This is a genomic window from Sulfuricurvum kujiense DSM 16994 (assembly GCF_000183725.1).
In the GTDB taxonomy this organism is placed as follows: domain Bacteria; phylum Campylobacterota; class Campylobacteria; order Campylobacterales; family Sulfurimonadaceae; genus Sulfuricurvum; species Sulfuricurvum kujiense.
The window spans coordinates 1688806-1710382 of sequence record NC_014762.1 but is presented as its reverse complement, the minus strand read 5'-3'; the positions used below and the strand labels follow the sequence as shown (position 1 = coordinate 1710382).

Annotated in this window: 19 protein-coding genes; 6 read left to right on the top strand and 13 right to left on the bottom strand. The window is 46.9% G+C overall.

What is annotated here, in order from left to right; genetic code table 11:
- The first annotated feature begins 579 nt into the window (after positions 1–579).
- Entirely contained in the window at positions 580–1497 is a 918-nt protein-coding gene (locus tag SULKU_RS08525; RefSeq protein WP_013460556.1) for a hypothetical protein, read from the top strand.
- Here SULKU_RS08525 and brxL read toward each other — a convergent pair whose 3' ends face one another.
- The 9 genes from brxL to SULKU_RS15085 form a co-directional block, all read right to left on the bottom strand.
- Complete coding sequence (gene brxL, locus SULKU_RS08520; RefSeq protein ID WP_013460555.1) at positions 1498–3522, bottom strand: protease Lon-related BREX system protein BrxL; 2025 nt, start codon at positions 3520–3522, stop codon at positions 1498–1500.
- A gap of 11 nt (positions 3523–3533) precedes the next feature.
- A complete protein-coding gene (gene pglZ / locus SULKU_RS08515; protein WP_013460554.1) occupies positions 3534–6026 on the bottom strand; it encodes a BREX-1 system phosphatase PglZ type A in 2493 nt (830 codons plus the stop codon).
- A complete protein-coding gene (locus tag SULKU_RS08510) occupies positions 6023–7306 on the bottom strand; it encodes an ATP-binding protein (RefSeq protein WP_013460553.1) in 1284 nt (427 codons plus the stop codon). Before SULKU_RS08510 ends, pglZ begins: the two co-directional genes overlap by 4 nt.
- Before the next feature lie 77 nt (positions 7307–7383).
- Positions 7384–9120: a BREX-1 system adenine-specific DNA-methyltransferase PglX gene (gene pglX / locus SULKU_RS08505; RefSeq protein ID WP_013460552.1), complete on the bottom strand. Its 1737-nt coding sequence runs from the start codon at positions 9118–9120 to the stop codon at positions 7384–7386.
- Positions 9121–10347: a P-loop NTPase fold protein gene (locus SULKU_RS08500; RefSeq protein WP_013460551.1), complete on the bottom strand. Its 1227-nt coding sequence runs from the start codon at positions 10345–10347 to the stop codon at positions 9121–9123.
- 76 nt (positions 10348–10423) lie between these two features.
- On the bottom strand, positions 10424–10894 hold the full coding sequence (locus SULKU_RS08495; protein WP_013460550.1) for a HEPN family nuclease: 471 nt from the start codon (positions 10892–10894) through the stop codon (positions 10424–10426).
- 2 nt (positions 10895–10896) lie between these two features.
- Positions 10897–12051, bottom strand: coding sequence for a DUF6161 domain-containing protein (locus tag SULKU_RS08490; protein ID WP_041666787.1), 1155 nt, complete (start codon positions 12049–12051; stop codon positions 10897–10899).
- Positions 12052–12375 (bottom strand): hypothetical protein, encoded by a 324-nt coding sequence (locus tag SULKU_RS08485; RefSeq protein WP_013460548.1) that lies wholly within the window; start codon positions 12373–12375, stop codon positions 12052–12054. It abuts the gene before it with no gap.
- On the bottom strand, positions 12372–13367 hold the full coding sequence (locus tag SULKU_RS15085) for an Eco57I restriction-modification methylase domain-containing protein (protein ID WP_223175445.1): 996 nt from the start codon (positions 13365–13367) through the stop codon (positions 12372–12374). Before SULKU_RS15085 ends, SULKU_RS08485 begins: the two co-directional genes overlap by 4 nt.
- Positions 13368–13502: 135 nt before the next feature.
- Between SULKU_RS15085 and SULKU_RS15080 the strand changes: the two genes are divergently transcribed.
- On the top strand, positions 13503–13685 hold the full coding sequence (locus SULKU_RS15080) for a hypothetical protein (protein ID WP_223175444.1): 183 nt from the start codon (positions 13503–13505) through the stop codon (positions 13683–13685).
- Positions 13686–13954: 269 nt separating this feature from the next.
- Here the strand turns inward: SULKU_RS15080 and brxC are convergent, their stop codons facing one another.
- Genes brxC through SULKU_RS14495 form a run of 3 tightly spaced genes read right to left on the bottom strand, consistent with a single transcriptional unit; the run spans position 13955 to position 18659 of the window.
- Entirely contained in the window at positions 13955–17446 is a 3492-nt protein-coding gene (brxC, locus tag SULKU_RS08475; RefSeq protein WP_013460546.1) for a BREX system P-loop protein BrxC, read from the bottom strand.
- Positions 17443–18042, bottom strand: coding sequence for a DUF1788 domain-containing protein (locus tag SULKU_RS08470; protein ID WP_013460545.1), 600 nt, complete (start codon positions 18040–18042; stop codon positions 17443–17445). The genes brxC and SULKU_RS08470 overlap by 4 nt, the downstream gene beginning before the upstream one ends.
- On the bottom strand, positions 18042–18659 hold the full coding sequence (locus tag SULKU_RS14495) for a DUF1819 family protein (RefSeq protein WP_013460544.1): 618 nt from the start codon (positions 18657–18659) through the stop codon (positions 18042–18044). Before SULKU_RS14495 ends, SULKU_RS08470 begins: the two co-directional genes overlap by 1 nt.
- A 150-nt stretch (positions 18660–18809) precedes the next feature.
- On the opposite strand from SULKU_RS14495, the gene SULKU_RS14785 reads away from it, so the two are divergent.
- Positions 18810–19022, top strand: a complete 213-nt coding sequence (locus SULKU_RS14785) for a helix-turn-helix transcriptional regulator (protein WP_013460543.1) — start codon at positions 18810–18812, stop codon at positions 19020–19022.
- Here the strand turns inward: SULKU_RS14785 and SULKU_RS08460 are convergent.
- Positions 19003–19584 (bottom strand): helix-turn-helix domain-containing protein, encoded by a 582-nt coding sequence (locus tag SULKU_RS08460; protein WP_013460542.1) that lies wholly within the window; start codon positions 19582–19584, stop codon positions 19003–19005. The two genes, SULKU_RS14785 and SULKU_RS08460, sit on opposite strands and share 20 nt — an antisense overlap.
- Before the next feature lie 441 nt (positions 19585–20025).
- On the opposite strand from SULKU_RS08460, the gene SULKU_RS14885 reads away from it, so the two are divergent.
- Genes SULKU_RS14885 through SULKU_RS08445 form a run of 3 tightly spaced genes read left to right on the top strand, consistent with a single transcriptional unit; the run spans position 20026 to position 21543 of the window.
- Positions 20026–20361 (top strand): hypothetical protein, encoded by a 336-nt coding sequence (locus SULKU_RS14885; protein WP_151174290.1) that lies wholly within the window; start codon positions 20026–20028, stop codon positions 20359–20361.
- Positions 20351–21346 carry a helix-turn-helix domain-containing protein gene (locus tag SULKU_RS08450; protein ID WP_013460540.1) on the top strand — a complete coding sequence of 332 codons (996 nt, stop codon included), beginning with the start codon at positions 20351–20353 and terminating at the stop codon, positions 21344–21346. Before SULKU_RS14885 ends, SULKU_RS08450 begins: the two co-directional genes overlap by 11 nt.
- Entirely contained in the window at positions 21343–21543 is a 201-nt protein-coding gene (locus tag SULKU_RS08445; protein ID WP_013460539.1) for a MerR family transcriptional regulator, read from the top strand. Before SULKU_RS08450 ends, SULKU_RS08445 begins: the two co-directional genes overlap by 4 nt.
- Positions 21544–21577: the final 34 nt, after the last annotated feature.

The following is a 21577-nucleotide window of genomic DNA, read 5'->3' as shown; positions in this document are numbered from 1 at the left end:
GTTGGTTTCATCTATATTCATAATTTTGAAAAAAATGATTTTTTTCTAGGTTGATTTTTCTAAAAGCGTATTGTGAAACGTAATCTCATTGAACTGTTGAGTGTCCTTTGAGCACAATGACCTTACGCTCTAATAACCCTGTTTTGGCGATTCTTCAAATGTCATTGCAAAAAAAGGAAACTGGTGATTTTTTCGAAACAGGTTCAATTTTTTTCGCAGTAAAAGCGTACGCCATACCCTGATACAATTACCGTGTTCTTTTTTTTAAAGACATTGACCATTACGGTTGAAGGTGGAGCTCAGAATCCTGCGGGGATTTCATACCATCTCTAACAAAAGAGCGCATTTCATACTATTGTTCTACAAAATGGGTGATGTGGACTAAAAATCATGTAGAAAGTGTGGCGAGCTTTGAATCGACAGGGTGATAATGATTTAGTAGTTTTGACCATTTGCAGGTCAACCTGATAATGTGAACGATGCGGATGCTATCATCGATAAAAACGAGCAGATCGACTTAACGAACCATTGCCCTGGATGAGGGTTTAATTCATCACAAAAATACCTGAAGAGAAAACCATGCGGGGGAGTCCCTATTTTCAAAGTGCTGAATTGATTCGCTCTATCTTTTTGCCAGGATTGAAGAAAGAAGATCGAAGCGATCCGAATAGTCCTCATTATCAGATGCTCAGTTCCTATCAGAGTGCCGCCAGTTACCGTCGGGTGTTTGAAAATCTGATGCATTATCTGCGAGAGCATTGGAACGTCAAAGATATCGAGAAGATCGAAGAACATCATGTGCTTGCATATCTTGAGTACAAGGTGGAGTATTATCCATCACGCAGTTATCTGGAAAAAATTGTATCGGCCATCGGAAAGCTGGAAGCGGCACTGAATCGTTTTAGCCAATCCAAGGGAGCAGTACAAAAAAACTACGATTTCTCAAAACGGCTTGAGATGCTCAAACTCTATCGAAATCTTGATCTGCTGGCGGACAACTATCATAACCGCGCTTATCCCGATCCGGACTTATTGATTCAAACGCTTTCTCATCCACTTCACAGGCTTTCATCCAGGATTCAGTATGAGGGAGGTACAAGATTTGAGGGGGTAGGGCTTATCAAAGCGGAGCAATTAAGAGGTGCCGTTTTCGATTCTATCACCCAAAAAGAAAAATATTCGATCCTTACCCGTGAAAAGGGAGGCAAAGAGGGGCCGGTACTCGTTGAAAAAGAGACCTATGTGCAGCTTGAAGGATACATTCGTGAACACGACAAATTTAAAATCGACCGGCAAATGTATTACACTGATCTTCGAAAGACGGCTGACATTTTGAATTTTCCAAGGGAATCATCTCATGGTCTTCGTTGGAATTTTGCAAAGCGCCGCATGATGGAGTATGCCAAGGTGGGATACACGTATGAACAGTCTTTGCAGGGTGTTAGTTGGGAGATGAAGCACAATCGGGCGAGCATCACTAGCTGGTATATAGGATGATCAATTCACCCCCATCGCCTTCATCGCCGCATCAACTGGATCCGTATAGATAATCGGCTGCAACTTTGACATCAAATCGGTTGGAACCGTTCCGTAATGGACCATATCGGCCGCAGGGATGAGAACCCGTTTCGCACCGCTGTCCGCTGCGATCTGCAACGCATCTGCGAGGTTGTCGGTTCCGATGATTCCACCGCCGATCCCCATTGACCCCAGTACAGCTAATTGAGGCAATAATGGCTTGGAAAGCGTTCCTGAAACCAGGGATAGCCATATCGCCAATGTGAGCCCCTGAGCTCCTCCTATGCCGTTTAAATCGTTGGCTTTGATATGGTAATCGTGCTCGCTGAATTTGGCAGAGAGCGACACACGGGAGAGGTTTGCCTGAAGATAGTTGCGGGCCTCTTTAAGCTCATCTTTGATCGTACCCGTTCCAAATCCCGTATCGGTCATTTTACCGTTTCCGCCCATTACCTGCAAATCGAGTCGGATCAGACCTTTATGGCCATTGGCACTGTTGGTCGCAACCGCATAGAGTGCACCCGGAGAGAGTTCACCCTCCGGAATCAATCCGCCGCCACCGCTTTCAGGAACGGTGACGTACTTCTCTTCACCGTTTTCGAGATCGATGTAGCTGAAATGGACGTCATAGAACTCCATCCCTCCAATCTTTTTGAGCTGTTCTTTAATCCGGCGGCGTCCGACGAGTGCATAGATCAATGCTTGTTCGACATCCTCTTTGGTAAAGCTGCCATCCGGGAACATCAGCTTCAGCAATCCGCTCGTCGTTTTTCGGACCGCCTTGACGTCGCGCTGGTTGAGATCTTTTCCGAAACGGAAATAGCGGTCAATCGCATCGGAAAAATTGCTCTTTTGAAGCTCACGCATCCATTCGGCCATATAGTCGGTAATAAATCCGTACTGGTCTGTGAAGAATTCCGGACGCATCTTCGGCACTTCCCAGCCGGGGAGATAGTGATGGAAACGGTCGAAAAACGCCGTATCGATCATCTCGCTGGGGAACGGACTGAGAAGATGGGAGGTCTTGACGATATTGGCGATGCTGCCGTCGATGTTTCCGACGAAGATCATCGAAGCACGGGCTTCTTTCATCTCCTTGCCCCGAGCAAAGCTGCCTGATTCCATATAGTCCTTCATAATCTGAACGCCGTCTTTGTCTTTGAACCGGATTCCGGCCACTTCATCAAACGCCACGATATCCCACATCCCAACCAGTCCGACGGTCCGGCTCGACATATTGTAAAAGAGGTTGGCAACCGTCGTCTGGCCGCCACTGACGAGGATCGAGTTGGGGGAGATCTCTTTGTAGACATACGATTTACCCGTTCCGCGTGGTCCCAGTTCGCACATATTGAAGTTGTTTTCGACAAAGGGGATCAGACGTGCCATCAGGTGCCATTTGGCACTCATATCGAGGTTTGCCGGTTCCATCCCCGTCGAACGGATCAGCAGATCCATCCACTCCTCTTTCTCGAACGCTTTGCGGGCACTCAGGAACTCAGAGAGATCCATCCCCGGCATCTGGATCGGTTTGAGCGATTCGAGGACGTATGGGGATTCTCCCTTGTTGTTCTCGTCGTAAAAATAGCTGATGGTAACGATACACCAGATCCCCCCGGCAAGGAGTTTTTGGTATTCTTTGATCACCTCGGCGGGGATGATGACCCGTTTGATCCCGAGATTAGAGAAATCGGCTTCGTAGCGGTCCTCTTTTTCATTGAGTTTGGCCGAAATCTTGTCGATGACTTTGTAGCGCCCCCGCTCTTTGATCCGGGATTTGACCATCTCCGCTTCATCGGGGCGGACATAGTTTTGGGTCAGGATCTCTTTGACCTTCTCGATCCCCTCGGCAATCGTCTCTTCGTTGTCCGTGGCGCAGTACATCCCCAGCAGGTATTCGAGGACATAGACCGGGACGCTCACGCCCCCTTTGAGCTTTTTGGTCAGATCTTTTCGGACCGCTTTTCCCGGAAAATTGTCGATGATTTTTTGGTTCAAATCCATAGTGTTTCCTCTTAGAAATCGTCAAATTCGCTGACGAAGGAGATGTTGATCGAAAACTGCTCTTGTTTGTAGACCCGCCGACGCGAAGTACCCGGTTCGAGTTCGCTGAGCCGCAGGGAAATCGTCTGATTATTGTACTGGCTGATCGTCTGGACGAAGTGGAATTTGACTTTCACTTCGCGGTTGCGGGAATCCTCGTCCGTACTGCCGAAAACGAGCTGCTCTTCGTTGGATACGAGCTCATCCCCGGCGTAGAATCCCGCATACAGGGTGCGGGGGAGCATCTTATCCCCTGCAGGGGTTTTCTGCCACAGGGTCAGGGTTATCTGGTTGGAGGAGATGCGGCTGAACGATTTGACGATATCGACGTCGACGTTTTCGACATCGTCTTTGCGTTTTTTGCTGAACAGCACCACCGGCACGACGATCTCCTGCAGGCTCGCCCCTCCGTGGACGAATCGGTTTCCCGCCCCCTGAAGGCGGAGTTTGTTGACCGATTTTGGGATCAGGGCTTCACCTGTGCCGCTCAGGCCGAGCTGTTCGAAGGAGAACTTTTTGACGCACGCGTGGGTATTGAGGTTTTGCCCCAAAACAAAGCGGCGGTTGTATTTGGTAATCGTACTGCCGTTTCGGTCGATCTGACACAGATCGGTCTCTTCGACGACGTTGTTCTGATACAAAAAGCCGTGATCGGCGGTGATGATGATGTTGGTGCCGTTGAGATTGGTCACCTGGGTGATGATCTTTTCGATCTCGTCGTACGCTTTTTCGACCGCTTCGAAAACGTGTGATTCGGTTTTGGCATCGTCGCCGATCGCATCGATCCGGTCGTGGTAGATGTAGAATACCTGGAACCCTTTGACGAATTCCCGCCCCTCGTCTCGGCCCATACCGATGAACTCATCCCATTTGAGATAGGTGGCACTTGCAGGTGAAGCTTCGAGGATTTTGTTGCGGTTGGCGACACCTGCGGAGGATTTGCCATCGACGCTGATGGTGTCATCACTCCCCAATAATCCCAATTCGTTGTGCGGCAGCAGTGACGCGATCCCCAACTGCGTGTAGCTCGGAAGGACCCCCACCATCGCCTCGGTCGAGCATTGGTAGCGGTTTTTCTCCAGTAGCCGTTTTTCGAGCTCTTTGGCGCACTCATAACGCAGCGCATCTGAGATGATGACGTAAACTTTACGATCGTTTGTCGTCTGCGGGGCGACGTAGTGCTCATAAAATTGCCGCTGACTGATGAGTCCGGGGATTTTCCACTCCTCCATCGTATTGACGTGCTCTTGCCACGCGTCTCCCAGTGGGATCAGGTAGCTGCCCAGATAGGCGTTTTCCACCTGGCTCATCAGCGATTTGAGGACATCGATGTGTTCGGCCATCGCGCTGTGATAGAGCGCTTTTCGATAGAGGGTATCCGTCTCGTACCAGAGCGAGGCATACCGTTCAAATCCCTCTTTTAGGCCACCGATTTTAAGGCTGGAGCTTTTGATCCGCTGCAGCAGCAGCGCGGAGTATTCGAGCGCTTTGTAGAGATGGCGGTACTCCTCAAACCAGACACTTTTTTCCCGCTTTCGGATCGTCTCGATGAGGGTGTCGGCGTCGAGCAGGGATGAGAGGATGCCGTTGCGTAGTTCGATGATGATCCGTTTGTCGATCGATTCGAACGTATCACATTCCCCCAGCTGAGAGAGCGAATAGCTCTCAAGCGTCTCTTTTATCCCCAGCATCTCTTCGACCTGGCGGGAGAGGAGGATGAAACTCTCCCGGTGGCGCTGCGAATCGATCCACTGGTGTTTGACGAAATAGACCGCATCGACGTTCAGCCCCGCTTTGGCAGGGGAGAGGGTGTTGTAGAAGTGGGCCAGAATCAGGGCATAGGCGAAATCTTTGAAAGAAGGCTCCGCGCTCTCATATCGGTAAATCCGGCGCATTTCGTCAAAGAAGAACGAATCCAGACCATACCCGGAGATTTCCGCGATCTTTTTGTCGTTCTCCTCTGACACCCAGCTCAACACTTTCAGGATGATCGACTCAAGTCGCGGTTCACAGCCGCACACCACGGCGAGCATCGCGGTTTTTAGGGCAGAGGCGTCGCTCTCTTTGCCGATGAGGGGGATGAGCTTACTCCGACGTGATTCGGCGTTGAAAAACTTCTCATAGGTTTGGATCAGCTCTTTATGGATCGGATCGATCCCCAGTTCGTCGATGAGCATCGAGGCGCGGTCGGCACTGTAGAGGTAGCCGGAGAGATTCAGATCGAGCAGCCAGTTGTGCGCGTCATCCGGTTGAGGATTTGGAGCATAGATGAGAAACCGCTGATCGGACGGGGCGCGGTGGATCTGTACTTTGAGCGAAAACTCGTTGTTGGCAATGAGCCGTTTTTCGACATTGTCCAGAGTCAGAAATTCGAACTCTTCACGCAGTGCGCCCCCATCGTCGTACCAGAAGATAATGCGGTGTTTGTCGAAGAGTTTGGTGAGGCTCTCGGTAATTTTGCTCATTGGATTTCTCCCACGAGCAAAAACTCTTCGATGGGTTGGATGTGCATTGTCTTGCCTTCTTTGCTGATCGTCTCACTGGCGTCATAGGTGATGAGATGCCCCTCGGTGAGGTTCAGTTCGTTCATAAAAAACTCCAGTCCATCCAGTTCACGCTTGCGGGTTTTTTCGTCATTGATCGTATAAGAGACCTGATAGACGTTTCCGCCGACATAAAAATCGCACTCTTTGTTTTCCAGAAGATAGGTGATCTCCCGATTCTGCCAGTGATTGCAAACGGCGTTTTCGAGCATTGCTCCCTGATTGCGATCGGGTGAAATCCCCAGGTTCAAAAATCCGTTGTCGCTCAGATAGACCTTTTTGGGGGAATTGATCTGGGCGGTGAGTTTGGTATGGTGTCGGCTGATACGGCGGATGAGAAAATTATCCTCGAAATAATCGACGTACTCTTTGACCGTTTTGGGATCCATAGAGAGCTTTTTAGCCAATGATGCGTAATTGATCGTCGTCGTCGCGTTGGATGCGATGTAATAAAACAGATCACGGATCGCGGCGCTGTTTTTGATGCTGTAGCGAGGGACGATGTCTTTGAGGATGATGTCCTCGGCGATGTTTTTAAGGTACTCTTTTTTAACGTGGATCTCGTCATTGGAAAAGACCGAATAGTACCCGCCCCATTTGAGGTACTCGTCCAGTGCACGCTTAATATTGATCCGGTGGCGGGCTCGCTCCAGCCGAGATGTATGAGGAATTTCTTTGTAGGTGAGAAATTCGCGGAAACTGAATGAGTTTAGGGTGAGTTTGAGGACCCGTCCGGTCAGCATCGTCGCGTATGATGAAGAGAGGAGCGAGGAGTTCGATCCAGTGACGATGAACTTGATATTGCTGTTTTCATAACGGGATTTGACGAACACTTCCCAATCGGCAAAAATCTGTATTTCATCCAAAAAGACATAGATACGCTGACTCATATCGGGTTCGGCAATTTTGAGGTAATTCTCATAGATGGTGTCGAGATAGGTTGGATCGTTTTTATACGGGATAAACGCCGTTTTTTCCAGATTGATGAAAAAGATGTTGCGGGGATTGGTCGTGGGTAGGAGCGAGCGAATCATCAGACGCGCGAGCGAACTTTTGCCGACACGACGCGCTCCGAGGATGGCGATGACCTCTTTGGCTTTTAGAAAGCTCAGTGCGTGGGTGAGTTTTTCCCTGGGAGAAAACTGCCCATACGCTTCCGGTGTATCCCAGTGTGGGTTATCATCTATGAGAATGGAATCCATTTATATTTATCCTTTTATGGAATACATTCCATTATAATATCATAAATACGGAAGTATGCAGAAAAACGAACCGTATTTTAATCTTCACCCTTGGACAGGCCGATATCCGGCAATACCCCTTTGAACTTCTGATAGTTGACCTTGACCCCATCATCGAGATCGATGGTGATTTGTTCTGCGGCGATGCGGCTCATATCCCCCCGGTCGAAGTCGAGGGCGTCGCGGTGTTTCCCCTCCAGCTTACTGGCGAGCTTGGCAGCGTCTTTGGCATCTTTGGCGGAGGAGGATGGGTTGGACGCAATCGCGTTGTAGTGCTCGATCAGCGATTCGAGTTTAGTCAGGTATTCGCGCAGGTACATCGTCTGCACCCGTGCCATCGTGTCGCTTTGGTATCGGTGCATATAGATGAGGGCGCTAAACCCTTTTTTCGGGCTTTGGATCAGCCAGTAGATCGGGCGTTTTTTGTAGCGTCGGACGTGGTCTTTGTAGAACTCGCCGTAGAAGTATTTGCGGATACTCATCCCCAGAGCCTCTTCGACCCAGCGGAGATTTTCTCCTACGCGCTCCTCGCCGAACGCTACACCCACAAACCGCTCGAACCGTGCGGCGATATCGTCGGCGAAGACCTCCTCTTCGAGGACGGGGATGATGTTGTCATCGTCAATGGCGAACGGCGTATCGGTCGGGTATGGCTGATCCATATTCGCCACGACGAGCCCCTCGCGATCGAGCGCATAGCGGCCGAACATACATCCCACCGTATAGCTGATGAACTGACGGGCGATTTCATCTGCGTTGAAAATCAGCTCGCCGTTTTCGATACGGGATTCGGATTTGAGGATCGTGATGTCTTCCAGTGCGACATCGGGGGTCAGTTCATTCTGCAGGCCGTAGATGTCGATAAAGAGGCGGTTGAGCTCCTCTTCGTTGGCGTGGAGCTGATGGAACTTCTCACGCCAGTGATCGCAGTAGGCTGTAAAAGCGGAAGCGATTTTGCCATCGTCGGTTTTATGGCGGATCAGTTCGTTTTGTTTGAAATCCCACGATGTTTCTCGACTGTCCCATTCTTCGCGGGAAATTTCAATACATTGATCTGTCAAAGTGTTTATTTTAGATTTAATTGTTGAAGAATTTGGAAATATTACAGGAACTTTTGATATGTCTCCAACATTAAAATTTATCGTGGGTGATAAAAATTCCACCATTTTTTTCACAATAACAGTATTCAAAAAAGCAAAAATATAATTGAATTCATTTTCTGGGAATGCAACCATTGCTGCGTTGGAAACAATTGAGCCTTTTTGATGTAATCTAACACCAAAATTTGAACTTGATACGGCATTCCAAGTGATTCCCTCTTTAAAATATAATTCTTTAGAAGCTAACTTATTACAAGAATTAGAAAGTAAATCAATGTTTTCTTTGTTGAATTTAATAAAGATATCATTGTTGCCGAACCATCTATTGTATTCACCACCTTTATTGAATTGAAACCATTTTTTATTTGATGATATTACTTCATCAAAAGAAGATTTGTAAAACCCTATTTTAATAAATTCAATTTCAAACCAATATCTTAAAAAGAAGTCGTTATTACCCGTACACATTCCAGCTCTTGTTGTCATCAAGTCATCAATTGATGGATATAAAATAAATTTACTTCTTACTGTATCACTCATCCAATAAGCAATAGGACTTCCCGGTATCTTCGAAAAATCGTTTTGGTTGGCGGTGTGGCGGTTGGCGGGGTTAGCGAACTGCTGTTCTTTGGTATCGCTATCTTTGTAGTCGGTTAATCTTATGTATGTTGCCATTTAGTTGTCCTTTAACAATATTCCATTTTTTACGAAATTATTCACTCTCAAATAAGTATCCAACTCGATTCCTACATCTACTTTTAGGATGTACACGTATTTAACAAAATCAACTATCAACGATCTATGCTTTTCTATTTCTTCATTTTCTCTTTGGAGATAATCTTCAGAGTGTTCTGTTTTATCATCTTTTTTATGCTTGTTAATGTGACTCATTAATATCTGTGTGGTTTCGGAAAGCTCTAATGGATTTTCTCGTAAAAATAATTGTGGAGCGGTTCTCGTTAAAAAAGATGCAATTTCATAAAAACCTTTATGTAGAAAATAATCTACAACTGTGTAGATATTAGTATTTGTCTCTGCTCTATACTCCAATGTAAAATGATGTTTTGAGAAAAATATAGATATGTATGTCAACGCTTTTAATGCATCTACAGAGAAGTCTTTGCTAACCCATTCCAAACAATTATCAAGAACCTGTATGTAAAGTCGTGCATTTAATTCCTCAGTATGTTTTATCCATTCATTAATATTGTCTTGGAAGGGGAGAAGTGTTTTATATTTGTCTTCATCAAATACAGATTGATACAGCTCGTCAATCGAGGGGGAAAAATGCAGAAATTTATTTACCGTTTTTTCTTTGACATTTCTAAATATGACGGCTTCTTTGCCTTCGAAAACATCACTATTTAAGATTAACACCATCTTACATTTCATATCTTGCGATAATTGAGTAAATAAACCAAACAAATCATTTAACGAAATATTTTCGGATTTACGTTCAAAGTCATCAACACATATCAATCCGCCATCCAACAAATATTCTTTGGCTTCGTTTACCTTTTTGCTGGTAAAAAAATGATTGATAGAATTCAGATCGATCTTGGCTCCGAATAAGGATATTGATGGTACATATTTGATTGTTGTATTAAAAACAGATGCAGTTCGTGTGAGAGTTCCATTTTCTTTTTTAACACTCTCATAGGCTTTTAGCAATATCTCATTTTTGATTGATTCTGTATTTTCTTTTCCGTACAAACTAACGTAAACATATGCTTTATTGTCATCAGATAGTTTTTCAAGTTCAGGTTCAATCCTATTTTTCCAAAAATGTGTTTTTCCAGATCCCCATACTCCAGATAGCATAATGACATTACCATTGTTTTTTGGATCAAACAAATATTCATCATCAATTAGATATTTTTTTAAATTTTTTGAATTACTCATAATGAAACAACCTTGAGTATAACTTCGAGTTTGCCTTTATCGTCGCTGTCGTCAGTTAGGCGGATAAATGTGAGCATTATTGGGCTCCTAATATATTGCGCGAGAGTAATGTGATGAGAAGATTGACGGATTCAACAGACAATTTAGCGCAGAAGCATCCACCATTTTTGCCATCTCTAAATTCAAGGGCCATAATTTCATTATTCTGATCAGGAATCGATTTGATTTTACGATGTGAAACGGCGTTTCTAAGTCGTTTGAGATAGTTTCGGAAATTGTGCTCTTCCAAACCGTTATTACCATCAAAACAAGTCCATTGAATTGGGAGATGTGCTTCAACGAAATCTTCTAGTTCTTGGGTGAAAACTATATCTGAATCTTGTAAAAAGACGATCAAGCCTAAAAAAGAATTGATGGTTTGTGTGACGTCGTATGGATAACGAAATTTACTGTTTTGTTGATCTTCCAAATAGATGTGCAGGTTATGCAGCGTGCGTTTGAAAAATTCTCGAATAAACTCAGATTTTTCTTCTGGATAATGCCCCATTGTTAACTTCTCGCTTTGACGATATTTTCGATCACATTCATCGGCAACCCATCGTCTTGGATAATCCCATTTTTGGATGGCGCAAAAATAGACTGCAAAATCAAGTGACGATCACTTTCATCTTTTATGCCATTCGATTCTCTTAGCATAGAGAGATACGTTTTGATAAACATCTCTTTTTCTTTGGCTTCTTCTGCCAGATGGAGCTTGCTATAGAAGATTTTGACGATAATACGAAGCATCCATATCGCTACAACAGTTATTGATGCAAATTGAATGAGTGGATAATAGTCTTTATTGGTCAGTCCAGCTGCAACATCTTTTGCGATAGGTTCAAAATTTGCAAGTATGATCCATATGGCAATAAAAAATAAAACTCCTAATCCCCCAGCTATTCTATAACTCCACATACTTCTATTTTTCCAATATTCTACAGGTGCTTGAAGTGCTAATTTTTGGTCATAGGTTTCGATAACACTCTTAAACTCATTTTCTTTTGTAGTTTTGAATTCATCGAATTGTGTTTGGAGATTGGTGTAGTACGTAGTGAGTGTGTCTTGAGTTTGAACGACTTGACCATGGGCTGCTTCAAATGCATTTTTTAATGCTGTCAGATTATCATCCCATTCAGATTTGAGCGAACCGAGGGCTTCTTTTTCGGCATCAATATTCGACGTAATACCACTATCGAATTTCATCCCTTCAAAGATTGCACGGAAAGCTGTTGGATCGTTCGTATAGCTGTAAAGTTGCTTAGTAAAGTATCCTACAAGGTAACGTGCAAAGTTTTGATCTTTTTGTGCGACTTGTTGAACAAATTTAGCAGACTTGCTTTCACTGTAAATGATAGTTGCTTCAGCGAATAGATTTGATATGTAATTTAAGCTGTTTTGACTTTGTGAATCATTGGTTTCATTGATGGCGTTCGCATTTTGAACCATTCTATCGATTTGACTGCCAATATGGCTATTAAAGGTGTTTGTAGGATGTTGTGAACCGCTAAAAAAGGTTTGCCAAAAGCTTTTTTGATCGCTTAGAAAGTTTAACAATTCATCTTTGGTCTTGAAAGTTTTTTTACCATCCGTTGCACCAAAAGTTATGATTAATTTGACCATTGGATTCCCTTCAAATTTCCATTTTTTTGATTCATCGATCATTCACATATAGTAGGTGGCTTTTGAAGCTCTTGAAACAAGTTCTTCCATTATATAGGCTTCATATCGTTTCAAATAGTCTTCGTCATTATCAAATTGTATTCTTTCCCTTCTGCTTTTCCATTCATTAATCAATAATTGCGCTTCATCTGGTGACAACTTTCGAATCAGCATTTTTATTGGGTATTCGAATTGTTTCTGACAGGTATAGTATGATTGATAGCCCTGAGCATATATTTGCTCTTTCAACTCTTGCCAATCTTCTTTAGATTGCTTGATGATGTTGGATATTCGTTTACCTAAGAGTTCTCTTTCCACTTTTGTCATTTATTTCCTCTCTGCAACACAAACGCCACCGTCTGCACCACTTCTCCACCGATCTCCTCAAACGCTCTGGCTCCCAGATGGACCAGCGTATCGATCTGATGGTTTTCGAGGAGCTTGACACGGAGCGCTTCGTAGCTGCTCAGGAACATCCACGAGTGCATCGTCACCGCCGCCGCGTAGCCTCCGCTCTTGGTCAGATCCAATGACCTCTCGATAAAACACGCGAACAGGTCGGCTTTGGAATCAGGGTACTGCTTTTTGACGAAATCGGCCAGAACCGTATTCATCCCCTTTCCCCCCATATACGGCGGGTTGGTCACGACGCAGTGGAAATCACCGCCGAGGATCCGTTCCTGGAGGGTGAATTCGCGGTTAGAGTAGGCGAAAACCCCCTCATCGAGTTTGGCCGTCGAGGGTTTGAGACGAATGAGAGAACCGAGGTCTTTGATGTTGGCGAACCGATCGTCATCGTAGGGGAGAAGCTCGACGATATTGGGGCGTACCGATTTGCGAAAAAACCGGCGGTGGGAGAGACGCGCTTTCATCGTGAGGGCAAACGCCGCCAATGATGCCGCCCGCTCGTCCAGGTCGCAGCCGTAGAGGTTGTGGGTGAGGATGAGTCCGGGGATGTCGCTTTTGGGATAGCCTTCCTCCTCGTAGATCTTTTCGAGCAGATCGTAGGCATAAGTGAGCATATGGCCGCTGCCGCAGCAGGGGTCGAGGAGGGTGAGCTCTTCTACGGAGCTGACGGTGATCGGGGTCGTGGCATCGTCGTGTTCGACGTAATAGCGCATCGATTCACGAAGCTTCGAATTCGGGCGACTCGCCATCCAGATACGTCCCAGTGAGTTCTCGACCAGATAGCGGACGATCCAGTCTGGGGTGAAGAGCTGGGTGACGGCGGGGATTTCGCTCGTGTTGTATTTCCCTTTTTTGGCCATCGCGGCGTCTTTTTTCTCGCCGATGTAGAACTGATAGAGCCATCCGATCACCTCGACGTCCTGACAATCCTCCGCTTCCAGCGCATCGACGACCCGGGCGCGCAGAGATGCGGCTCCCAGCAGGTCATCGGGGATTAAAAGCTCGGTATAGTCGGCGATTTTCTCGAACATAAAGGGGAGGTGCTCGTGCCACGCGTTACACGCGGCGATGAAGAGCATCGCGTAGGCTTCGTTCTCGGGATCGGAGCTTTGGATCTTGCCATCGATGAGATCGAAGAATTTGGTCCGATCAAACGTGTACCCCTCCGGGACGTGACCGGCGCGGACTTCGTTGTAGAGCTGAGGGAGGCTTTGTCTCTCGATGGGTGAGACGACGGCGATTTCGTTGATTAGAGCGGCGTCCATAAAACGCAGAGCGATGAGGCGGTTGAACCAGATGTAGGCGATCCGCTCGACGACCTCTTCTTTGCCGGTGGTCTGGACCAGTTTCGCCAGGGTGGCGATCTTGTCACGGTGGTCATAGAACTTCGGCGGGAGCTCATCGATGTCGTGTGAGAGGATGTAGTCGGCTTTGGCACGTACCGCATCCATCAGATCGCGCCGCATCGAGGCGGCGAAGGATTTGAGCTTGGATTTGTTCACAGGATTACCTCTTTTTCCGCTTCGATCGCTTCGAGGAGCTTGGCACGCAGGGCGGAAACGTACTCTTCGACGTCCCCGGCCGTGGTGAGGGTGGAGCGGGTTTTTGGATTGATCGACGAGAGACGAACCACCTGTTTTCTCGGAGCACTCGGGATTCCGCCCGGAGGCGGCGGGAGGAGTTCGGGGATCAGTTCCAGTGCGTCGCTGATGAGTTTGCCCAGAGACTCTTCGGAACCCTGGTAGCGGATCGAATCGATCTGGCGGAGGTTTTGGAGGCTCTTTTGGCGTGCAAGGAGCGGCGAGAGGACCTGATGTTTCTCATCGGGCGAGAGGGTGGCGAAATCCTCGCGTGAGCTGATAAAGGAAATTTTCTCCTCTATCGCTGCATTGGTTTGGGTACGGGCAGCATCGATCTGGGCATTGATGGCGGCGTGAAGCGACTGGAGCGATTCGTTGGCGAGCTGGATTTTGGATCCGGCGTAGGGTTTTTCGTCTTTCATCAGCGCGTAGAGGTCATTGAGCTTCGGATCGGTGATCGATTTGAGGTTGTCCGTGTTGTCGCGGAGGAATTCGCCGATCCGTTTGTAAATCTCGAATTTCGATCCGTTGAAGAACTCCAGGATCGGTTCGATGGTGTCCTCTTTGGCATCGAGAAGATCGTCCTGGCGGTTCTCCATAAAGTCAAAAAAGTCGTCCATATCGACTTTTGAGAGTTGGGTGAAGAGGACGATTCCATCGGAAAGCGAGGCTAAAAAGGGATAGGAGTAGGAACTCACGAACGATTCGAGTCGTGCGACCAGGCTCTGGGCGGCCTGGCGTGTCTGGGCATAGAGATCTTTGGCCGAAGCACCCGCAGCGATATCTGGGAAAATCTCGGTGGCGATCGATCGGATTTTGCGCAGGCGCGCATCGTCGATCTGTTTGGTGACCGATACAGTCGTGCTGGTATGGTCGCGGCTGTTGGTGAGGGCTTTGAACGCTTCGTTGCGCTCCAGCGGAGCATTCTGGCGCAGTTCGATCTTTCCGCGTGTAAAGAGTGAAGCGAGCAGGGTCAGGATCGCGTTTTGGTACCAGCCGTAGGGGCGGTCTTCGAAGAGGGAGATGATGGCGGTGATGGTGAGGGTTTTATGCTCCGCTTTGGCGCGGGAGAGCTTCATAAAGATCTCGTTTTCGGCTTCGTTCATCGTCTCATCGCCAAATCCCAGATCCCCCTGATTGAACAGGGCGGCTTTGATGTCGTCTTCGGAGTAGTTTTTGCGCAGCATCGTGATCTGAGGGAAGATGGAGGTGATAGCCTGATTGAACGCCGCTTCGACGCGGTTTTTTGCTTCTTTGGCGGTGATTTGGATCGGTGCGCCGTTGAAATAGACCCGGCTCTCTTCCATCATCGCTTTGAGAGACTCGATCAGTTTGGTGCGCCGCTGGGTGTTCTGGGTCTGTTTGGAAGCCAGCAGGAGCTTGTCGGTTTCGCTCAGCGATGCCGACATCTTCTGCGGGAGGAATTTTTTGGTCTGCACATAGAGGCGGAGGTCTTTTTCAAACTGCCGGTTGGGTTCGAGGAGGAATACGATCTCTTTGTTCGCCATCGTGTAGTGGATGAGGCGGTCTTCGGGATAGTCGGCAGAGCCCAGCGGCGTCATAATGTGGATGACGATGTTCTCTTCTTTCCCCTTGACCCGGTTTCCGTCCATCTTTTTCTCGAACGGGTAGTCGTTTCGGTTGGCTTCGAAACGGAGCTTGCTGACGCGGATAATGTCATCGAACACCCAGTCGGCGAGCTCTTTGGTGATCTCCGATTCGGGGCACTGAGTCTCTTTGATCTCGTTCTCGATGTCTTTTTCTTTGTCGGTGAGAAACTCGTAGCTGTCGCCGATTTTCTGGATGTAGACCTGATCGGTCAGTTTGGTCAGGGCGCGGAGGATCTCCTCTTTGAGACTGGCGATGTTGACGTCGAACGAATCGACCATCAGCGTCGAGATCGAATCGACCGTCGGGGTGAAGCCCTTGACATATTTGACCATAAAGAGGACTTTGAGTACCCGCAGGGCAAACGGATCGTTCAGATGGTTTTCCGCCAGAAGGATGCTGGTCTGGATCTCCCCTTTGATCGTTTGTTTGAGGCCGTCGAAGAATTTGTCGTAGCTCACCAGCGAGTCGGTCGAATCCGAGGCGACGCTTTTGACGACATCCTGGAAGACGCCGAGCATACTACGCTCACCGACGGACTGGTGCGCTCCCTGAAACGCGCCGTGCGACGAGAGGCCTCGGATCGACTGTCCGAAGAGGGAGAACTGGTAGGGGATGAACGGATAGGTGGCGATGAAGTGGCTGGCATCTTTGTAATCGCCGTACTGGCGGTTCTCGAAATGGATGATCGAACGCAGGGTGTTCTGCACACGCGTGTACGTTTCGCCCAGCAGGGTGCAGGCTTCGTCATTTTTGTCCAAAAGACGCTTCTGGATCACTTCGTCGGCGTCTTTGGAGGTGAGGTTGATTTTGACCTTGAACCTTCCCATAATCTTGGAGAAGTCGTTGGAGAGTTTGTCGTCTCGGTTTTCGAGGAGTGAGTCGATGTCGGCTTGGCTGGTGACGATGACCCACGATTGGCCGTTGGTCTTGGTCGCGAGCGATTCGACGATAGTCTGGAGGTTGAGCATCAGCTTGGTGTTATCCCCGATGTACTGCCCGATCTCATCCACACAGAAAATGAGGTGGAAGCCGTCCCCTTTGCGCTCGATGTAACGGGCCACCTCGATCGCGAAATCCTCGATCGAGATTTTGTAATCCTCTTTGAGGCCGTCGATGTAGCGTTTGGCATCCTCGATGGGGATATTTTTCACCGCGCTGAGCGCTTCGGCTGCGGGAGCTTTGTAGAGGGCGAGGGTTTCGCGCGCTTTGTCCCACGTCACATTTTTGGCCTGAAAAAAGAGCTCTTTAAAACGCCCATACTCTCCCGCGTCATCGAGCATTGCTTCGAATGCGGCGATAAAGGGGAATTTACCGTAGTAGCCCCGGTGATCGTTGAAGACTTTCAAAAACACACTGAGGAGTTTGTCGTCCTGGTGGGCGACGGTGAGGCTTTCGGCTTTCTGGTCGATGTTAAAGAGGATCGTCTCGGCGGCGATGGAGAGCGATTTGTTGATGTTGCCGCGTAGTTCAAAGTCCTCTTTGGCGATCTTTTCTTCGAAGATTTTGGCGATCTGTTCGTTTTCCAGCGATTTGTTGCTGAGGATGTAGGAGAGAATTTTGAGCAAATGCGATTTACCCGATCCGAAAAAGCCCGAGATCCAGACGCCGTTATCGGCGGTGGGTTTGGTGATGGAAGAAGCGTAGACGCGAAAAAAATCGTCCAAGCGGGCATTGAGCTCGTTGGTGACGACGTATTCTTCGACCTCCTGGCGTATCGCTTCGAGATCGTCGTTATCGGCTTTTACCACCCCTTCGATGTTTCGGGTGATAGGCTTTTTAAACAGCGTTTCGATGATCATTTACGTTCCTTGAGGTTGAGTGTATCGAGATTGAATGCACGGTAGTAGTTGTCGTCTTTGAGCCGTCCGAAGAGGCTGAGCGAGACGGTGTTGTAAACGCCCGGGAAAAACATCAGCGTCGGGATGTGTTTGATGGCGTTTTGGAGATTGTTCAGGATGATGTGAGAGCGGATATAGGGGTATACTGCTCCGATCCCGGTGAGAAAGACGATCTGGGCATCCCCTTTTTCCCGGATCAGTTCCTCGATTTTCGGGACAAGGTACGTGTGTACATCGAGCGCTCCAGAGAAAAGGTCGAAGAGTTCGTCTTTGGCTAGATCCGCTTCGGTTTCGAGGATGGGACCAAGGAGCTCTTTTTCTTCGAGGATAGCGATCACAACGTCAAAGAGATCGATCAGTGCCACCGATATTCCCTCCATCCGCATTCGGCTGGCCAGTCGGCCGATCTCCTGATCGATCACATCGGCGTTGCGCTGATCGTATGAGGTGATGAAAAATGGTACTTCCCCGCCAAGCGCTTCCATCCGTAAGAACTGAGGAGTGGAAACCTGGGCGTAAATATGGTCGAATTTCTTTTTGATGACGTCAGGACTCATCAAACCTCCTCACAGGCTTTTGTGATATCGGTGTCGGAGAGCAAGAAAGCGGCGAGCAACTGTGGGCTCTCGCGACAGACGATACTTTGGAATTCACGGCTAAGGAGCGGCGGCTGGATGATGCGATGTTTGATATCGTCAATGATCCCCGCATCGGAGAGCATTTTGAAGATCACTTGACGGATTTTTTTGAGGGTTGTTTCGGAAGATTGGCCGATTTTCGGGACGTGCGCTTTTTTCGATTCGATGAAGTTGACCCAGTCGCTTTCGAGGATCTGGTAATCAAACGTTTGGATCTTGTTACGAACCACTTCGATCATAAAGTCGTTGAGGAGGCGGTAATACTTGACGCAGGACAAAAAGGCCAGATATTTGAGCTCGTTCAAATCGTCCGTACCAAAAGCACGAAGGGTTGCATCCGAAAGGGTCGAGAGGCGGTGTTTCAACTCGCCAAACTCTCTTTTGGCCGTTGCAGAGGTCGATTTTTGGAGGAGATTGTCACCGAGCACCCGGTTTTCAACAACACTCCAATTACGTGTTTCGATAAACAGTTCCGCGACGATTTTCGCTTCGTGATATCTGAGCGTCGCCGCTGTCATCGAAAGTTGGTAATCCATAATGCTCCGAAAATATTTGCTTGTTTTAGAAGTTAAGAGATTATACGAGCTGTTGTATTTAAAAGGGATTAAAAGACGAAAAAATATTATTGAATAACGGATATTGTTTGATTTTTGAATATTTTCAAACTGTTAATTGAGGCTAAAAATATGGAAAAAAAATATTATTCAGAAACTGAGTTATCTCAAATATTAGGGATTTCACGTAATACACTACGTACATGGAGAAAACGTAGGAGAGGGCCTATTTATTTGAAAATTGGTTCAGATAAAGGCAAAGTACTTTATCCAATTGAAGAGTTCAAAGTATGGGAAAGAAAATGCAAAATAAATACAAATCAACTCACGCTGGAGATTTCTTGAACATTTTGTTGAACCAGTCCATATTTTCCCAAATCATCCGGCGAAAATGATGTATGTTATTTAAAACGTAATTTTTTTCAGCCATTTCAAGATCTTCCAAAAATTGAATTGCCGATTTTTTATCAGATTCAGTAATTCCATGAAGTAGAGTAGATTTAATCAACATTATTTTGTAAGTCGACAAAACGTTTAACAGTTCATCAAATGATATAGCAGGAGTGTTTTCTAAAGCATAATGCAAAAAGATAATTTCATGTTGAAAATGATTTAATTGAGATTCAATTTTTTTACGTATTTTATTTTCAATAGAATTTTGCAGGATCAAGTCAATATTTGCAGTTCCTTCATTTTTAGCGCCCATAATAAGCCAATTCATGTCAATACCAGATAGTGTTCCTATTTTCTGAAGACTTTCAACATCTGGATATCCTTGGCCTGCTTCATAACGAGCATAGGTACGATAACCAACTCCAAGTTCTTGTGCAAACTCCTGCTGTGTCTTGCTAGTCAAGTTTCGAGCATGTTTTAACCTATCAAAAAAATTTGACAAAATTGATTCCATTAAAATAAAATCCTGCTTTATGTATAAAATTGACTTGTTTATATATGCCAATTATGGCATAATGTTTCTTATGTTTCAAATTTAATCCCCCTCCGGTCGGCAAACTAGTAGGGAGAAAAGAGGAATCAAATGACTTTAAACCCTCACAAAGTTAATTTTATCCAAAAAACACTTGAAGTTGCGATGGACGATTTGATCGTTGCTCGTTATCTAAACGCTGCTACGCTCCGCGACAACGCTGATGTTGTTGCCGAGCTCCTCCGAGACTCGATCGAATCGTTTGCGATTCGCACGGGGCTCCGAACGGACCGCTTTGCGGATGCATATGCTATTGCTCATAAGATGACTCTAGCAACCCTCGATAAGCCGCACCTGCGTGGCATCTGCCGCTTCGAGCGGCTGCCTGTCGAAGCCGCTTTACGCTGGATCAAGTCTCGTCTATTGAACAACCTTAAGACAGTCTTAACTAATTCGAAATCATCCTACTGGCTCGGTCACACCGATTGGGAGATGATGGCGGCCGATGCCATCACATTCGGCTCTGCCGAGATCGAAGCGGAGTTGGCTCGACTATCGCCTGAGCAGATCGTAGATGGACTTCGAGTGATGTTTTTCGGCGGCGCTGACATTGGTGAGCTCCAATACCTCTCAGAGCGATTCGAGATCGATCTTGATACTGTGATCGGTCGGTATGATATGCCCGTAGTTATCGAACGAACCCTGGCGGGGAACCCGCAACTCTGTATGGATCTAGGAGTGGTATGCGATGAGCAATAAAATGATTACCGCTGCTTGGGATGTCCCTCTCCCGGCTTATGCGCGACTCGTATTAATAGCACTGGCAGACTCTGCGTCCGAAGACGAAGGGGTATGCTGGATCTCGAATCGTACGATCATGGATAAGGCCTGTGCGTCTAAGAGTACCGTTGGATATATCCTATCTGCATTCGAGCGGCTTGGAATCGCAACCCGCGAGACGCGTTTCGAAGCTCGGAAGAACGGTGCACAGACTTCGTCGATCAAGCGGATTTCTATACCCGTTTTCTCTGGCACCGTTAAAGAGATTAAAGAGGCCAAGGCGCGATTCGCCGCTGAGTATGACGCGGCTTATGCATGGGCACGTTCGCGTAAGGATACCCCATCCCAAGAGGAGGTAGGGGAGGGGTGCCACGTAGTGGATGCTCCCCCTACCACTCAGGGTGGTATCTCCCGTCCCACAGTATGTGGTACCCCCCATACCACTCAGGGTGGTACCCTTGAACCCTCATGTGAACCCTCATGTGAACCCCCATCTTCCTCTTCCTTACCTCCTCAAACTGAATGTGAAGATGAACTATGTGAAGGTATAGCTTTAGATTCTTCTTTTGTTTTACCCAATGCATTATCACATCTCTCGATTGCTTCAATTGAAGATATCGTCAAGAAGATGTCTGAGAATCCAAGGATCAACAATCCCTCGCGATATAAAGTCACTATTTTAGAAAAAATCAGAAAAGGCGACGCGGAGACGATTGAAAATATTCTTACTGCGGCAAATAGAACGCAGTCTATGAATCATATTGATAAACGTAAGCTTGGTGAGCTGCGGTCTGAAATTTCAGCTCGAATCAAAATTATGAATCAGCACGGTGAACCTATTAAATTGATATTAGAAGAAATAACACTTTTGATAGCTCCGTATGTGAAGACTTATTCACGCGAAGAATTAGAGAAAATTATCCGAGAAGAGCTATACATGGCTGGGATTGAGGGGTTTGTATGAAGCGTTTCCTTACGCCCGATGAACTCAAAGAACGTTTTGGTTTTGGAAAAGATTGGCAAGCAAAACGCCGCGCGAAATCATGCCCTCCGCATGAAAGAATTCCATTCATAAAATTGGGTGGATTCATCCGGTATGACGAAGAAGTTATTGAAAAATGGCTAGAAATGCATACTGTCATCGGCCTTGAGTCAGCATGATTTCTATTTATTCAGCACTTTTTTTGGATGAAAG

Bases quoted from the DNA above. Each gene is read 5' to 3' on its own strand.
- SULKU_RS08525 (WP_013460556.1), top strand. From the start codon at position 580: ATGCGGGGGAGTCCCTATTTTCAAAGTGCTGAATTGATTCGCTCTATC.
- brxL (WP_013460555.1), bottom strand. From the start codon at position 3,522: ATGGATTTGAACCAAAAAATCATCGACAATTTTCCGGGAAAAGCGGTC.
- pglZ (WP_013460554.1), bottom strand. From the start codon at position 6,026: ATGAGCAAAATTACCGAGAGCCTCACCAAACTCTTCGACAAACACCGC.
- SULKU_RS08510 (WP_013460553.1), bottom strand. From the start codon at position 7,306: ATGGATTCCATTCTCATAGATGATAACCCACACTGGGATACACCGGAA.
- pglX (WP_013460552.1), bottom strand. From the start codon at position 9,120: ATGGCAACATACATAAGATTAACCGACTACAAAGATAGCGATACCAAA.
- SULKU_RS08500 (WP_013460551.1), bottom strand. From the start codon at position 10,347: ATGAGTAATTCAAAAAATTTAAAAAAATATCTAATTGATGATGAATAT.
- SULKU_RS08495 (WP_013460550.1), bottom strand. From the start codon at position 10,894: ATGGGGCATTATCCAGAAGAAAAATCTGAGTTTATTCGAGAATTTTTC.
- SULKU_RS08490 (WP_041666787.1), bottom strand. From the start codon at position 12,051: ATGATCGATGAATCAAAAAAATGGAAATTTGAAGGGAATCCAATGGTC.
- SULKU_RS08485 (WP_013460548.1), bottom strand. From the start codon at position 12,375: ATGACAAAAGTGGAAAGAGAACTCTTAGGTAAACGAATATCCAACATC.
- brxC (WP_013460546.1), bottom strand. From the start codon at position 17,446: ATGATCATCGAAACGCTGTTTAAAAAGCCTATCACCCGAAACATCGAA.
- SULKU_RS08470 (WP_013460545.1), bottom strand. From the start codon at position 18,042: ATGAGTCCTGACGTCATCAAAAAGAAATTCGACCATATTTACGCCCAG.
- SULKU_RS14495 (WP_013460544.1), bottom strand. From the start codon at position 18,659: ATGGATTACCAACTTTCGATGACAGCGGCGACGCTCAGATATCACGAA.
- SULKU_RS14785 (WP_013460543.1), top strand. From the start codon at position 18,810: ATGGAAAAAAAATATTATTCAGAAACTGAGTTATCTCAAATATTAGGG.
- SULKU_RS08460 (WP_013460542.1), bottom strand. From the start codon at position 19,584: ATGGAATCAATTTTGTCAAATTTTTTTGATAGGTTAAAACATGCTCGA.
- SULKU_RS08450 (WP_013460540.1), top strand. From the start codon at position 20,351: ATGAGCAATAAAATGATTACCGCTGCTTGGGATGTCCCTCTCCCGGCT.
- SULKU_RS08445 (WP_013460539.1), top strand. From the start codon at position 21,343: ATGAAGCGTTTCCTTACGCCCGATGAACTCAAAGAACGTTTTGGTTTT.